13 protein-coding genes, 15 tRNA genes and 1 rRNA gene (1 of these 29 running past the window's edge) are annotated in these 13,707 nt (G+C 45.1%); 27 read left to right on the top strand and 2 right to left on the bottom strand.

What is annotated here, in order from left to right; genetic code table 11:
- The 16 genes from ACYCSE_RS04690 to ACYCSE_RS04615 form a co-directional block, all read left to right on the top strand.
- Positions 1 to 1,159: ribosomal RNA gene (locus ACYCSE_RS04690) — 23S ribosomal RNA — on the top strand; it begins 1,770 nt to the left of the window's first position.
- A gap of 69 nt (positions 1,160 to 1,228) precedes the next feature.
- Positions 1,229 to 1,304, top strand: a tRNA-Asn gene (locus tag ACYCSE_RS04685).
- Between the two features lie 3 nt (positions 1,305 to 1,307).
- Positions 1,308 to 1,399, top strand: a tRNA-Ser gene (locus ACYCSE_RS04680).
- Positions 1,400 to 1,416: 17 nt separating this feature from the next.
- Positions 1,417 to 1,488, top strand: a tRNA-Glu gene (locus ACYCSE_RS04675).
- Between the two features lie 68 nt (positions 1,489 to 1,556).
- Positions 1,557 to 1,632: transfer RNA gene (locus ACYCSE_RS04670), tRNA-Val, on the top strand.
- A gap of 27 nt (positions 1,633 to 1,659) precedes the next feature.
- Positions 1,660 to 1,736, top strand: a tRNA-Met gene (locus ACYCSE_RS04665).
- Between the two features lie 15 nt (positions 1,737 to 1,751).
- Positions 1,752 to 1,828: transfer RNA gene (locus ACYCSE_RS04660), tRNA-Asp, on the top strand.
- A gap of 37 nt (positions 1,829 to 1,865) precedes the next feature.
- Positions 1,866 to 1,938: transfer RNA gene (locus tag ACYCSE_RS04655), tRNA-Phe, on the top strand.
- A 22-nt stretch (positions 1,939 to 1,960) separates the two neighbouring features.
- Positions 1,961 to 2,036: transfer RNA gene (locus ACYCSE_RS04650), tRNA-Thr, on the top strand.
- A 5-nt stretch (positions 2,037 to 2,041) separates the two neighbouring features.
- Positions 2,042 to 2,127 (top strand) — tRNA-Tyr (locus tag ACYCSE_RS04645).
- Positions 2,128 to 2,134: 7 nt separating this feature from the next.
- Positions 2,135 to 2,208: transfer RNA gene (locus tag ACYCSE_RS04640), tRNA-Trp, on the top strand.
- A 17-nt stretch (positions 2,209 to 2,225) separates the two neighbouring features.
- Positions 2,226 to 2,298 (top strand) — tRNA-His (locus ACYCSE_RS04635).
- A gap of 10 nt (positions 2,299 to 2,308) precedes the next feature.
- Positions 2,309 to 2,383: transfer RNA gene (locus tag ACYCSE_RS04630), tRNA-Gln, on the top strand.
- Positions 2,384 to 2,390: 7 nt separating this feature from the next.
- A tRNA-Gly gene (locus ACYCSE_RS04625) sits at positions 2,391 to 2,462 on the top strand.
- 12 nt (positions 2,463 to 2,474) lie between these two features.
- A tRNA-Cys gene (locus ACYCSE_RS04620) sits at positions 2,475 to 2,549 on the top strand.
- An 11-nt stretch (positions 2,550 to 2,560) separates the two neighbouring features.
- Positions 2,561 to 2,639, top strand: a tRNA-Leu gene (locus ACYCSE_RS04615).
- Between the two features lie 257 nt (positions 2,640 to 2,896).
- On the opposite strand, the gene ACYCSE_RS04610 is transcribed toward ACYCSE_RS04615, so the two are convergent.
- Both ACYCSE_RS04610 and ACYCSE_RS04605 read right to left on the bottom strand, forming a co-directional pair.
- Positions 2,897 to 3,394, bottom strand: coding sequence for a tyrosine-type recombinase/integrase (locus tag ACYCSE_RS04610; protein ID WP_459701651.1), 498 nt, complete (start codon positions 3,392 to 3,394; stop codon positions 2,897 to 2,899).
- 713 nt (positions 3,395 to 4,107) lie between these two features.
- A complete protein-coding gene (locus tag ACYCSE_RS04605) occupies positions 4,108 to 4,260 on the bottom strand; it encodes a hypothetical protein (RefSeq protein WP_254350124.1) in 153 nt (50 codons plus the stop codon).
- Between the two features lie 220 nt (positions 4,261 to 4,480).
- Here ACYCSE_RS04605 and ACYCSE_RS04600 point away from each other — a divergent pair, with 220 nt between their 5' ends.
- From ACYCSE_RS04600 to ACYCSE_RS04550, 11 genes are all read left to right on the top strand, one after another.
- Positions 4,481 to 5,002, top strand: a complete 522-nt coding sequence (locus ACYCSE_RS04600; RefSeq protein ID WP_023990248.1) for a MarR family transcriptional regulator — start codon at positions 4,481 to 4,483, stop codon at positions 5,000 to 5,002.
- The gene (gene sufC / locus ACYCSE_RS04595; RefSeq protein ID WP_023990247.1) at positions 4,983 to 5,759 is read left to right on the top strand and encodes a Fe-S cluster assembly ATPase SufC; all 777 of its coding nucleotides are present in this window, start codon (positions 4,983 to 4,985) and stop codon (positions 5,757 to 5,759) included. The genes ACYCSE_RS04600 and sufC overlap by 20 nt, the downstream gene beginning before the upstream one ends.
- Before the next feature lie 23 nt (positions 5,760 to 5,782).
- Positions 5,783 to 7,090, top strand: a complete 1,308-nt coding sequence (gene sufD, locus ACYCSE_RS04590) for a Fe-S cluster assembly protein SufD (RefSeq protein ID WP_459701647.1) — start codon at positions 5,783 to 5,785, stop codon at positions 7,088 to 7,090.
- 43 nt (positions 7,091 to 7,133) lie between these two features.
- Entirely contained in the window at positions 7,134 to 8,531 is a 1,398-nt protein-coding gene (sufB, locus tag ACYCSE_RS04585) for a Fe-S cluster assembly protein SufB (RefSeq protein ID WP_023990245.1), read from the top strand.
- A 321-nt stretch (positions 8,532 to 8,852) separates the two neighbouring features.
- Positions 8,853 to 9,092, top strand: a complete 240-nt coding sequence (locus ACYCSE_RS04580; RefSeq protein ID WP_013373004.1) for a NifU family protein — start codon at positions 8,853 to 8,855, stop codon at positions 9,090 to 9,092.
- Positions 9,093 to 9,352: 260 nt separating this feature from the next.
- Entirely contained in the window at positions 9,353 to 9,904 is a 552-nt protein-coding gene (locus ACYCSE_RS04575; RefSeq protein WP_039272741.1) for a TetR/AcrR family transcriptional regulator, read from the top strand.
- Between the two features lie 152 nt (positions 9,905 to 10,056).
- On the top strand, positions 10,057 to 11,283 hold the full coding sequence (locus ACYCSE_RS04570; protein WP_039272739.1) for an MFS transporter: 1,227 nt from the start codon (positions 10,057 to 10,059) through the stop codon (positions 11,281 to 11,283).
- 127 nt (positions 11,284 to 11,410) lie between these two features.
- The gene (locus ACYCSE_RS04565) at positions 11,411 to 11,722 is read left to right on the top strand and encodes a LiaF transmembrane domain-containing protein (protein ID WP_013311898.1); all 312 of its coding nucleotides are present in this window, start codon (positions 11,411 to 11,413) and stop codon (positions 11,720 to 11,722) included.
- Positions 11,723 to 11,805: 83 nt separating this feature from the next.
- Positions 11,806 to 12,477 (top strand): PspA/IM30 family protein, encoded by a 672-nt coding sequence (locus ACYCSE_RS04560; RefSeq protein WP_061829900.1) that lies wholly within the window; start codon positions 11,806 to 11,808, stop codon positions 12,475 to 12,477.
- Positions 12,478 to 12,484: 7 nt separating this feature from the next.
- Positions 12,485 to 12,973, top strand: a complete 489-nt coding sequence (locus ACYCSE_RS04555) for a PspC domain-containing protein (RefSeq protein ID WP_013311896.1) — start codon at positions 12,485 to 12,487, stop codon at positions 12,971 to 12,973.
- Positions 12,973 to 13,677: a PspA/IM30 family protein gene (locus ACYCSE_RS04550; RefSeq protein ID WP_459701642.1), complete on the top strand. Its 705-nt coding sequence runs from the start codon at positions 12,973 to 12,975 to the stop codon at positions 13,675 to 13,677. Before ACYCSE_RS04555 ends, ACYCSE_RS04550 begins: the two co-directional genes overlap by 1 nt.
- Positions 13,678 to 13,707 lie beyond the last annotated feature (30 nt).

Here is a 13,707-nt window from a genome sequence, read left to right as displayed (position 1 = left end):
ATAGCCCGAGGGGGCCGCAGTGAAAAGGCCCAAGCGACTGTTTAGCAAAAACACAGGTCTGTGCGAAGCCGCAAGGCGAAGTATACGGGCTGACGCCTGCCCGGTGCTGGAAGGTTAAGGGGAGTGGTAAGCTCGCAAGAGCGAAGCTATGAACCGAAGCCCCAGTAAACGGCGGCCGTAACTATAACGGTCCTAAGGTAGCGAAATTCCTTGTCAGGTAAATTCTGACCCGCACGAATGGCGTAACGACTTGGGCGCTGTCTCAACGAGAGATCCGGTGAAATTTTAATACCTGTGAAGATGCAGGTTACCCGCGACAAGACGGAAAGACCCCATGGAGCTTTACTGCAGCTTGATATTGAATTTGGGTACGATCTGTACAGGATAGGTGGGAGCCGTAGAATCTTGAGCGCCAGCTTGAGAGGAGGCATCCTTGGGATACCACCCTGATCGTATCTAGGTTCTAACTTGGTACCGTGATCCGGTGCGAGGACAGTGTCAGGTGGGCAGTTTGACTGGGGCGGTCGCCTCCTAAAGAGTAACGGAGGCGCCCCAAGGTTCCCTCAGAATGGTTGGAAATCATTCGAAGAGTGCAAAGGCAGAAGGGAGCTTGACTGCGAGACCTACAAGTCGAGCAGGGACGAAAGTCGGGCTTAGTGATCCGGTGGTACCGCATGGAAGGGCCATCGCTCAACGGATAAAAGCTACCCTGGGGATAACAGGCTTATCTCCCCCAAGAGTCCACATCGACGGGGAGGTTTGGCACCTCGATGTCGGCTCATCGCATCCTGGGGCTGAAGTAGGTCCCAAGGGTTGGGCTGTTCGCCCATTAAAGCGGTACGCGAGCTGGGTTCAGAACGTCGTGAGACAGTTCGGTCCCTATCTGTCGTGGGCGTAGGAAATTTGAGAGGAGCTGTCCTTAGTACGAGAGGACCGGGATGGACGTACCGCTGGTGTACCAGTTGTTCCGCCAGGAGCACCGCTGGGTAGCTATGTACGGAAGGGATAAGCGCTGAAAGCATCTAAGCGTGAAGCCCCCCTCAAGATGAGATTTCCCAGTATGTAAGACCCCTTGAAGACGACGAGGTAGATAGGTTGGGGGTGGAAGTGCAGTAATGCATGGAGCTGACCAATACTAATCGGTCGAGGGCTTATCCTAAAAAAATAAAACGCAAGTGAGTTTCGGATCCAGTTTTCAGGGTGTAACCTTGAAACAAATACTTAATATTCCCTGATAGCTCAGTTGGTAGAGCACTCGACTGTTAATCGAGTTGTCACAGGTTCGAGTCCTGTTCGGGGAGCCATATGGAGAGGTGTCCGAGTTGGCCGAAGGAGCACGATTGGAAATCGTGTAGGCGCCAAAAGCGTCTCGAGGGTTCGAATCCCTCTCTCTCCGCCAGAATTATTTTATTGCATGGCCCGTTGGTCAAGGGGTTAAGACACCTCCCTTTCACGGAGGTAACAGGGGTTCGAATCCCCTACGGGTCATAAAAATATCATAAAAGGGCTTGCAATAAAAAGTTCATTATGGTATAATATGAGAAGTGCTTAATTGTGGAGGCTTAGCTCAGCTGGGAGAGCATCTGCCTTACAAGCAGAGGGTCGGGGGTTCGAGCCCCTCAGCCTCCACCATTTGAAAAAATAATTATTTATTACTGTCGCGGGGTGGAGCAGTTCGGTAGCTCGTCGGGCTCATAACCCGAAGGTCGCAGGTTCAAATCCTGCCCCCGCAACCAATTAAAATTTATTGTGGAACTGTGGTGTAGAGGCCTAACATGCCTGCCTGTCACGCAGGAGATCGCGGGTTCGAATCCCGTCAGTTCCGCCATTAGTAATACAACGTTTAATGATGAGCCTTATTCTAAGGCTCGGTAGCTCAGTCGGTAGAGCAGAGGACTGAAAATCCTCGTGTCGGCGGTTCGATTCCGTCCCGAGCCACTTTTAATTGAATATTTTATGTGCCGGTGTAGCTCAACTGGTAGAGCAACTGACTTGTAATCAGTAGGTTGGGGGTTCAAGTCCTCTCGCCGGCACCATTTTTGGAGGATTAGCGAAGTGGCCAAACGCATCAGACTGTAAATCTGCTCCCTTACGGGTTCGGTGGTTCGAATCCATCATCCTCCACCAGTTTTATAGGGGCATAGTTTAAAGGTAGAACAACGGTCTCCAAAACCGTTGGTGTGGGTTCAATTCCTGCTGCCCCTGCCAATTATTCATAACTTGCGGCGGTCGTGGCGAAGTGGTTAACGCACCGGACTGTGACTCCGGCATTCGTGGGTTCAAGCCCCATCGGCCGCCCTTTACTTATTGGGGATTAGCCAAGCGGTAAGGCAACGGACTTTGACTCCGTCATGCATAGGTTCAAATCCTATATCCCCAGCCATCTTTATGCGGACGTGGCTCAGCGGTAGAGCATCGCCTTGCCAAGGCGAGGGTCGCGGGTTCGATTCCCGTCGTCCGCTTTGTTATACTCTGGCGCCATAGCCAAGTGGTAAGGCAAAGCTCTGCAAAAGCTTTATTCCCCAGTTCAAATCTGGGTGGCGCCTCCATAATTAAATATGCCGGCGTGGCGGAATGGCAGACGCGCTCGACTCAAAATCGAGTGGGAAACCGTGGAGGTTCGAGTCCTCTCGCCGGTATTAACTAAAAGAGTTCATTAGAGATAGTCTCTAGTGGGCTTTTTTTATTTGAGCTTTAGTACCCCACTCATTGCTTGAGCTGAAGACACCTTTGAGTTGTATTCCAAATGCGAATAAATATTGGCTATTATTGCGTAATCACTGTGATCCGGCCATTCCTGAACTTCTTTCATGCTTACCCCTAATACATCTACATAAATATACTCCAGGTATTCAAGACAATAAGAATTGTCAGAAGATAAGCGATAGGATTCCTGTTATTCCTTCATACGGATCAGAAGCTCATAGAACGTATCCACCAGTGGCAGTATACGGCGACTGGTTTTATTCTTGGTTCGGTCCTTTTCAATTTCAATATATCTACCATTCAAATTGCTCGATGTGGCGGTATGTTTAATATTAATAGTCCAATTCAATAAATCAATAGCCGACCATTTTAATCCTACGACCTCGCTTCGGCTTAGCCCATAAAAGGCAGCCAGGATAACGGAAAGCTCAATTCTTTCGCCTCGGATTACTGCGAGGAGTTGATTCAGCTCCTCGGCATTGTAGAAGTTCACGTCGTAATTGTTCTTTTTTGGGCTTTCAACTAAGTCAGCGAGATTCGCCACAATCGGCTTTATTTTCACGGCATACTGAAGGGCTCTGCAAATGTTCGCGTAGTAATGAATAACGGTATTGGCGCTGACACCTTGCACATTCATTTCATGGGTATACAAGGTCTGAAAATCCTCTGTAGTTAAATCATCAAGCAATACATCCCTTTCTCTCGGAAAAAGGATCTACGCGGCCTTTTACAGTGTCGGAATAGGAGATATAGGAGATAAGCCCGATACTGTTTTTCATCATCTCTAACCATTGAAGCATAAAGTCTGCGAACAGCTTTTTGCTATTAACGGATGGAGTAGCCGCTTTTACTCTTACAGCATATCTTCGTTTTCAACCGCGAGTGCTTGTCCTTCCATATGATAATTCTTCCTGGCTTCCTGAAGCAAGATTTCGGCTCTTTTCTTGGTTCCTTTTATCTTAAGCCCCGTAGGGATCCATTTTGGTTATCGTTTACCATTCTCATCTTTACAGTTAGGCGGATGTCCCGTTGCGCTTTCTCCTCTTCCAACAACTCCAGAGGGTGAACCCGATCCTTTTTCAAATACCGGTTGGGCTTCGGAATGGATTTGCTACAAAAGTGGTAGCTGAATCCGCCGATGGATTGCTTTAGCGCCCAGAAGGTGCATTTGATTTTGAATCGGGCGGTATAAAGTTCGATGATCTAGGTCGCCTCCAGTGTCAGATCGGTGCTGGCTAGAATGGAGCATCGCCTGTTCGGATTCACCAGCAAAAACTACAGTTTTTGGTATACTCTTTGGCCCCATAACATATCCAGACACAGGTAACTGACGGATTATTCATTGCCATACATGCTCACGATAGCGTACTCAAACGCGACGGTATACGGCTTTAAAACAGCTCAGCCAAGCACCACCTTTGTCCTCTTTTTACGGTAGCGACCCCGGTCTGTGGCAGGTGTACCATGACGTTCATAGGCAACGGTATTGGACTTGGCTTCGGTTACCATATCCATCCGGGTGCTGCCGAATTGATCAGAGGTAGGCAAAACCATTTCCGGGACGTGCCCTAGTCAAAACACAGCATGAGGCCGATGACAATGACAACAAACCCATGAAAAGCGCCTCCAAAATTGCGTCACATTTAACACAATTGATATTGATTATCAATATCAATTGTGTTAATATCATTTTGTTCACTAGTGAACAAAAAATAATCTAATGGTGACACTGAACTTGGTCTGCAACTACTACAAGAGAGGGGAGATTGGGAAATTGGAGTTTCAAAATCATTTTAAAGGTCATCTTTACGAGCAATATATTAAAATGCTACATCTGAATGAGCTGTATACTGAACAAGAATTTAACTCGTTTCGACAACAGGCCAGAAAGTACCAGATTGACATGCTCTCCAACAATATTACTAGTGTACACGTTATTGATTGTATTGGTGATTATGAACCGATAAATCATACCGGGATTGTGGAGAAGATGGGGTTGTCCAAAGCTAGCATTACTAAAATTAGTGCAAAGCTGCTGGAAATGGGCTTCATTATGAGAAGTCAACTGAACAGCAATCGTAAGGAGATTTACTTTAGTTTAACGGATAAGGGAAGACACGTTTATCATTTGCATAAAGAACTGCACAAAGAAAAAGAAGAAAGGTTTTACCAATTCATTGAATCCTATTCAGAGGTTGAGCTGCAGACTATTGGAAAATTTATGAGTGATTTGGTGGCGCGTGCCGAAGAATACTCCGAAGGGAAGTTTACGATAAATGACGACATTAAAGATTGAGGAATTAAGATCCAAGATTGAAGGGAAAGAAATTTTAAAAGGGCTCACACTGGAGATTCATGGCGGAGAGATTCATGCGATTATGGGGCCTAATGGGACGGGAAAAAGTACATTGGCTTCAGCTTTAATGGGCCATCCCAAATATGAGGTTACTGGCGGTAAGGTGACATTGGACAATGAAGACCTTTTGGAGATGGAGGTGGATGAGCGTGCCCAGGCAGGCTTGTTCCTCGCTATGCAATACCCAAGTGAAATTGCTGGCGTGACCAACTCGGACTTTCTCAGAAGTGCCATCAATGCACGGCGTGAAGAAGGCGATGAGATATCCTTAATCCGTTTTATCCGTGAAATGGAGAGCAAAATGAAGGGGCTGGAGATGAACCCGGAATTTGTGCATCGTTATTTGAATGAGGGATTCTCTGGCGGTGAAAAAAAGCGGAATGAGATTTTGCAAATGATGCTACTTGAACCCAAGTTTGTGATCCTGGATGAAGTGGACTCAGGGCTTGATATTGATGCACTGCGTATTGTGGCCAATGGCGTAAATGAGATGCGCAGCCCGGATAGAGGCTTTTTAATCATCACCCATTATCAACGACTGTTGAATTATATTACCCCGGATTTTGTGCATGTCATGATGCAAGGCCGGATAGTTAAATCTGGCGGTCCGGAGCTTGCCCACCGTTTGGAGGCTGAAGGGTACGATTGGGTGAAGGAGGAACTTGGGATTACGGATGAGACGGTAAGGGAAGCTTAAAAGCCGGAGAGGAGGAACAGCACGTGGATATACAAGCTAGAGTTTCAATGAATGTGGACGATTTACGCGCATGGTCAAGCGCTAAGGATGAACCTCGTTGGCTGATTGAACGCCGCGTTCACGCACTCGAACTGGCAGGGACGCTGGAGTTGCCTAAAGTGGAGAAAATCAATCTTGAAAAATGGGATATCTACGAAAGTGGAGATTACAAAGCTGAGAATGCGTGGTCTAGTTTGGAGGAAGCGCCGGAGGTTGTTCGAGGTTTGGTTGCTTCTCCGGTGAAAGGCGGACTAATCGTTCAGTTCAACTCGGATGTAGTGTATACGAAATTGTCCGAGAGCTTAGCCGCCCAGGGAGTCATTTTATCGGATCTGCATACTGCGGCAAAAGAGCATGAGGAGCTGGTTCGACGTTATCTCTTTCAGGCAGTAAAGCCAGAAGAACATCGTTTATCTGCTGCACACAGTGCCTTATGGAGTGGTGGCGTTTTTCTATATGTCCCAGACGGTGTAGAGGTTAAAGCACCTATTCAAGCGATCTTTCTTAACGATACAAGCGGTGTGTGTTTTGCTCCTCACGTCTTAATTGTGGCAGGGAGCAACAGCAAGATCACTTATGTGGATAATTGTGTATCGAGTGGTGATGATGTCAAGGTATTGCATAACGGTGTGACGGAGGTCTTCGCGGGGGCGGGCTCAACGGTGCAAGTAGCTTCGGTTCATCAGCTTGCTGCAACTACAACAGATTTCACCCAGCGACGGGCGGTCGTTCTTGCTGATGGGGGTGTGGAATGGATTATCGGTGAGATGAACAATGGTTATACCGCCAGCGATACCAAAACTTTGCTACAAGGCAACGGGGCGGTCTCCGACAATAAGGTGATTGCTATTGGCACGAGCAATCAAAAATCGAGCTATACAACTCAAGCTCAGCATTTTGGCAGAAGCTCGGTAAGCCAGATGATTACGCGTGCAGTCATGCTTGAAGAAGCTACGGCCATTATCAACGGCATTACAAAGATTGAAAAAGGTGCAACCCATTGTGATGGTCAGCAAACAGAACGCGTGCTTATGCTAAGTCCTAAAGCTCGCGGCGATGCCAATCCGATCCTGCTGATAGATGAGGATGATGTAACCGCGGGTCATGCTGCATCCGTGGGGCAAGTAAATGCAGAGCAAATCTATTATCTGATGTCGCGCGGGATATCACGGATTGAAGCCGAACATCTTGTTATTTTCGGATTTCTCGCTCCTGTCATTTCGGAGATCCCGCTGGAAGGTGTTCGCAGTCGCCTAAAAGATTTAGTGGAAAGCAAGCTCGGCAGATCATAGCAAATCAAAATGAATCTTGAAAGGTTAAAAAGGAGTGATACTAATGGCTAAAAAAGCACCAGATATGGGCGAATATAAATATGGGTTTCGCGACAAGCACCAGTCTATTTTTCAATCTGGAAAAGGTCTGACGGAAGAGATTGTCCGGGAAATTTCCCGAATCAAGGAAGAGCCGGAGTGGATGCTCAATTTTCGGTTGAAAGCTTTGAATCAATTCTACAAAATGCCGATGCCTGAATGGGGAGCGGATTTGACCGGGCTAAATCTTGATGACATCCAGTATTACGTTCGCCCTTCTGAAAAACAGGGAAAGACCTGGGAGGAGGTTCCTTCCGAGATCAAAGCAACCTTTGACAAGCTGGGAATCCCTGAAGCGGAGCAAAAGTTCCTGGCGGGCGTATCCGCTCAATATGAGTCGGAAGTAGTTTATCACAGCATGCGGAAAGAACTGGAGGATCAGGGCGTTATTTTCCTTGATACGGATAGTGCATTAAAGCAATACCCCGAAGTGTTTAAGCAACATTTTGGGACGATCATCCCTCCCGCCGACAATAAATTTGCGGCACTTAATAGTGCGGTTTGGTCAGGCGGTAGCTTTGTATACATTCCGAAGGGTGTTCAGTGCGAGGTTCCTATACAAGGTTATTTCCGTATTAATTCTGAAAATATGGGTCAATTCGAGCGGACATTAATTATTGCCGAAGAGGGCAGCTTTGTCCATTATGTTGAAGGATGTACAGCACCTATTTATAGTACCAGTTCTCTGCATAGTGGAGTTATTGAAATTATTTGCCGGAAAGATTCCCGTGTCCGTTACACGACCATTCAGAATTGGGCTCCTAATATCTACAACTTGGTAACCCAAAGGGCTGTGGCAGAAGAAAATGCCACAATGGAATGGGTGGACGGCAACATCGGCTCCAAGGTAACAATGAAGTATCCGGCAGTATTATTGAAAGGACGGGGAGCCAAGGGGTCCATCCTGTCTATTGCCGTAGCCGGTAAAGATCAGCATCAAGATGCTGGCGCGAAGGTAATTCACCTTGCTCCCGAGACAACATCTACGATTATATCCAAATCCATCAGCAAGCAGGGCGGAAAAGTAAACTACCGAGGGTTGTCCAGCTTCAGCCGCGATTCCGCAGGGTCCAAGTCCAATATTAAGTGCGATACGTTGATATTGGACAACATGTCAACATCAGATACGATTCCGTACAATGAAATTAAAAACGATCAGATTACTTTGGAGCACGAGGCAACAGTATCCAAAGTGTCCGAGGAACAATTGTTTTACTTAATGAGCCGCGGGCTTACAGAACAAGATGCTACACAAATGATTGTAATGGGCTTTATTGAACCGTTTACCAAAGAATTGCCAATGGAATATGCTGTTGAAATGAATCGGTTGATTCAATTTGAGATGGAAGGAAGCATCGGTTGATTCATTAATTTAATAGATCAAACCTTTATCATTCTTTAAAGAAGTGCGAGGTGCTAGTAATGAAGAAAAATAATTCGGACGATTCAGAACTAGCTCAAATTACCCGAGAGATACGAAAACTTCAGTTCTGCTTCTATATGCTGTCAGGATTGAGCGCAAGTTGTGGTGTGATGATACCTTTAGACTCTATTTATACGCTTATAAGGGAACTTTCGGATCAAGAGGCCACTCTTAGGCAAAAAGCAAAGGATCACTCAGACGATCTAGGGTGAAAAAAGGTCTGAATTGACGGTTGGTAAAACAATGGGAGGAGTTGACATAATGGATGAAAATGGAGTTTTATTCGATGAAGTATCGGAAGTTCTTCTCAAACTACGTCCTTTCTTACTGCGTGACGGTGGAGATGCTGAACTGGTCGAGGTTGAGAACGGTATAGCAAAATTAAGATTTTTGGGAGCTTGCAATGGTTGCCCAAGTGCTACGATTACGTTAAAGGTTGCTATTGAGCGCGCAATTCTTGAGGAAATTGATGATATTAAAGAAGTTGTACAAGTATTCTAAAATTTTTACTTCATCAAACAAGGTATTATCAAGATTGTATTCGGTATCGAGTGGGAAACCATGGAGGTTCGAGTCCTCTCGCCGGTATACACAAAGGATGATAAAATGCTTAAAGGCATTTTATCATCCTTTTTATTATGTATTCATGATTTTGGCAACAAGGTTAACATGGATTTGACCCGGTCTTTGATCTTATAGTAAGATGGTGGTACTGAAAAAACATTTTCAGTTTAATAAGTACGAGAGAAATGAGGGCGAATATGCAGGAAAGAATTTTGGAGGCTTTTGTAGATGAAGTTCATGAAAATGGATTGAAATTTACGATGGATGATCTTGCGAAAAGACTAGCTATTAGTAAGCGTACATTGTATGAAAATTTTTCGTCTAAGACGCTTATTTTAGAAACACTTATTGAGCGTACAAATGATGATATGATTCGAAAAACTGAGCAAATTATCGAAAATAATGAGTTATCTTTGTTAGACAAGATTAAGCAGTCGATTAGGGTCATGCCTCTGTATTATAAGTTTTACGATTTAAGAATATTGGACCAGATGAAAAAGTATTATCCTGAGCAATGGAAAAGGGTACATGCCGATTTAAATGACTGGTCTCCGATTAGAACATTAATTCAGGAAGGCATCCGAGAAGGAATTATTGTGAACAAAAATGAGGCTCTGATCATGAAGCTTATTATTGAATCTGTAAATTTAACGCTTGATCAGCGTTTCTTTCTGGATAACAGTGTGACGGTAGAGGAAGCAACTTATTCTATTGTAGATATTTTGTTGTTCGGATTGGTCGAAAAATAAAAAATAGCCTCATCAATATGCTGCATATTTGAAGAGGCCATTTTTTTATATGAAAACTAAGAAAACAATTTTAGTTTCAATTGTTTCTGAAAAAGAATAATGAAGTTTACCTAATGTTGAATAAAGAGATACGGAAAAGGAAGGGTGGAAATATGTCTATACTCACAAGAAATCGAGGAGCAATGCTGTTATTGATGCTTAACATTTTTTTGGCATTCATGGGGATTGGCTTGGTTGTCCCTGTGTTACCTAAGTTTATAAGTGAGCTAGGGATGAATGGTTCCTCGATGGGATTGATGGTTGCAGCTTTTGCGTTGACACAGCTTTTGTTATCACCATTGTCAGGAAAGTTGTCTGATCGTTATGGACGTAAAAAGTTGATTGTTTCTGGGATGTTCATCTTCATGTTATCAGAGCTTGTTTTTGGACTGGCGAATTCCATTCCTACCCTGTTCATAGCACGAATCATGGGTGGAGCAGGGGCAGCGTTGCTTACTCCTTCTATTATGGCCTATGTCGCTGACGTGACCTCGTTTGAGGAAAGAGGCAAGGGAATGGGCATGATTAATGCAGCGATCAACACAGGCTTCATAATCGGGCCAGGGATTGGCGGATTGCTTGCCACATATGGAATACGCATTCCCTTTTTTGCGGCAGCAGGAGCTGCGGGAATAGCAGCTATCTTGTCTCTGTTAGTACTGCCTGAGTCTTTAAGCAAGGAAAAGCAACAATATAATAGAGAGCTTCCACGTCAAAAAGAAAATCTTTTGCAGCAATTTGCCAAGTCATATCAATCTCCATATTTCATGGGTTTACTCATTGTATTTGTCGTTGCTTTTGGGTTAGCGAACTTTGAAACAGTATTTGGACTGTTTGTTGACCATAAATATGGTTTTACACCGATGGATATTGCCATCATCATAACGACAGGCTCCATTTTGGGAGCAGTTGTCCAAGCGACTATATTTGGATGGATCATTAATCGTTTTGGAGAGAAAAAAGTAATTCACCTCTGTTTGGCTATTGGGGGCCTGTTCATTTTTCTAACCCTATTTGCTGAACAGTACGTGATGATTATGCTGACGACCTTCATCATTTTTCTGGCTATGGATATCCTTCGTCCGGCAGTAAGCACTTCTCTATCGCGGCAGGCTGGAGATGAGCAAGGCTTTGTGGCAGGCATGAACTCGTCCTATACCAGCTTGGGTAATGTGATTGGACCGCTTGTTGCGGGATTGCTGTTCGATGTTCATATTAATCTGCCTTATATGGTTGCAGCTATAGCGTTACTGGCTTGTCTCGTCCTTTCACTACGTTCCAAGCAAGCGGGTGAGCAACACTCGATAGCCCATGCAACAGAACAGCATAGAGGAGGATAGCCGCAGGTCTATACTCATCCCCGACTTAGGTCTAGGTTCAAAAACCGTCTGGGGTCCGTTTTGTCAAACGCTTGTTCAGCGTACAATAAGGACATAAGCAAGACACAGTGAAAGGCGGTGAGAGATGATGAGAGTTAACAAAGGGAATGGGTTAGCCATTGTACTGATCGTGTTGGGTTCGATTATGCTGCTCGGTAAGTTTACTCCGTTTTTCGGTCACTTTTTAGGACATCTGATTGGTTACTTAATTCCGATAGCTATGGTCATGCTAGGCTACTACGGTGTGAAAAAAGGAAATGCGCTCTTCGGCTGGATCGTACTTGTACTTGGGGTACTGATTTTGCTTGGTAAACTGTCCTGGCTTCTGGGACCGCTACTGGCAATCGGGTTAATCATATTTGGTGTTTCCCTGCTGAGTGACCGCAGAAGACGTTACTGATTTTAGCAGTTTGGCGAATGAAGAAAGATTACAGCAAGAAGTGATAATTATGGGAATACGAATTGTGAAAGGAGCAGACGCAAATGAGTGTTTTTCGAAGAATGCGCGATATCACGGTAGCGACCTTCAATGAGCATTTGGAACAAAGTCAAGACCCAGTGCAACTGATTGACCAGTTCTTGTATAATACCCGCCAGGAAATTGCCGAAGCGGAAAAACTCCATCAACAGTATGCGATGCATACAAGACAGATGAAGCAGCAGTTGGATCATGCATTGTCCATGCAGACCAAACGGGAGGAACAGGCGCTACTGGCTTTGAAGGCTGATGAAGAACATATCGCGAAGCTGGCCCTTCAGGAGAAAATGCTATATGCAGAAAAAGAAGAGCAGTATAGAGAACTGTGGGAGCAGAGCCGTGAATCACTACGTGAGCTAGAACAACAGCTAGATACATTAAAGACAGAATATCAAACGGTACACAGCAAGCGTCAGTATTATGCGGCACGTGTACAGACGTTGAGACTCCAGCAGCAAATGAACGAACGGGCTGGTACATACGGTGGACGGAATGTTCCCCGAATGTTCAACCGCTTGGAAGACCGGGTAGCCGATATGGAAGCAGAGACGATGAGTCTACGTGATTTACGTCGGAGTGAGGGCGACCATGCACAGGATGCCCAAGGCGGTGGATCGCTGCTCGAACAAGAGTGGGCGAGACTGAAAAGCAAGCTGAACAACAGCGGGAAGGAGTAATTTGATAATGACCCGAATTTACAGATCAAGCCGGGATAGAGTAATAACAGGTGTATGTGGCGGTCTTTCTGACGCAACAGGAATGGACTCAACATGGATTCGTATTCTGGTTGTGATCAGTTTCTTTATTACAGCAGGAACCACATTTATGATTTATGTGATTGCGGCCCTAGTTATCTCCAAGGAGCCGAGATCTCCTTTCGATGGAGGATTTGGCCCTGACAGCGGTCCCTACAATCAACAGGATCCACGCTATTATGGCAGTAACAATACAAGATCGCAGTATGGGCAGGGAACTGGTTACAACCAGGGTGGTGCATATGGCAATTCGAATCCGTTTTTTGGTCAAGATGCCCGCAACTCATCTAAATTTAACACAGGTCAGAACAGTGACCTGGATTCCATGATGGAAGATATCGAGAAAAAGGCAATGAAAAAAGAATTGGCAGAGTTACGCAAAAAAGTAGAGCAATTTGAGAAGGGAGATCGTAAATAATGGGGATCTTTAAAAGAATGAAGGATATGACAAGAGCATCGGTGAATGAAGTGTTGGATAAAGTGGAAGATCCGATTATTATGTTGAATCAATATCTGCGCGATATGGAGGCGGAAATTCACGAGGCTGAGGTAACGGTTGCCAAGCAAATGGCGAATGAACGACGTATGAAACAGCGTTTGGAGGAAGCGGTACGTGTATCCAATGAGCGTGAGAAACAAGCTGAATCCGCATTGCGAAATGGTCAGGAAGAAGTAGCGCGCAAGTTGTTGGGAGAGAAGATTTATTTTGTACAGAAGCAGGACGAATACCGCGACTTGCATACACAAGCTGAGCTTCAAGCAAAAGAATTGGTACAGCAGCTTCACGACATGAAAGATGAATTCTATAAAATGCGCAACAAGCGCAATGAGTTGGTATCCCGTGCTCAAATGGCGAAAGCCAAAAAGCAAATGTCTCAAATCAATAGTTTGCACACGATTGAAAGTGGATCTGCTTCACTGGGCTTCCACCGTATGGAAGAAAAAATCATGCAAATGGAAGCTGAAGCTGACGTACTGCGTGCTCCTTACCGTCAAGCTCCAGGAGAAGCATATGTTAATCCGGCTGAGTCTGAAAAACAGTTTAAAGTGGATGAGCAGCTTCAACAGCTTAAGTCCAAAATTCAGACAGGTGCTAAACCAGTCGATATGAAGAAGGACTGACTACTCGGAAACAAGACATTATGATATGCT

This window comes from Paenibacillus sp. SEL1 (assembly GCF_054602535.1).
Note: the sequence above shows the minus strand (reverse complement) of the source record. Positions and strands in the feature narration are given on the sequence as shown.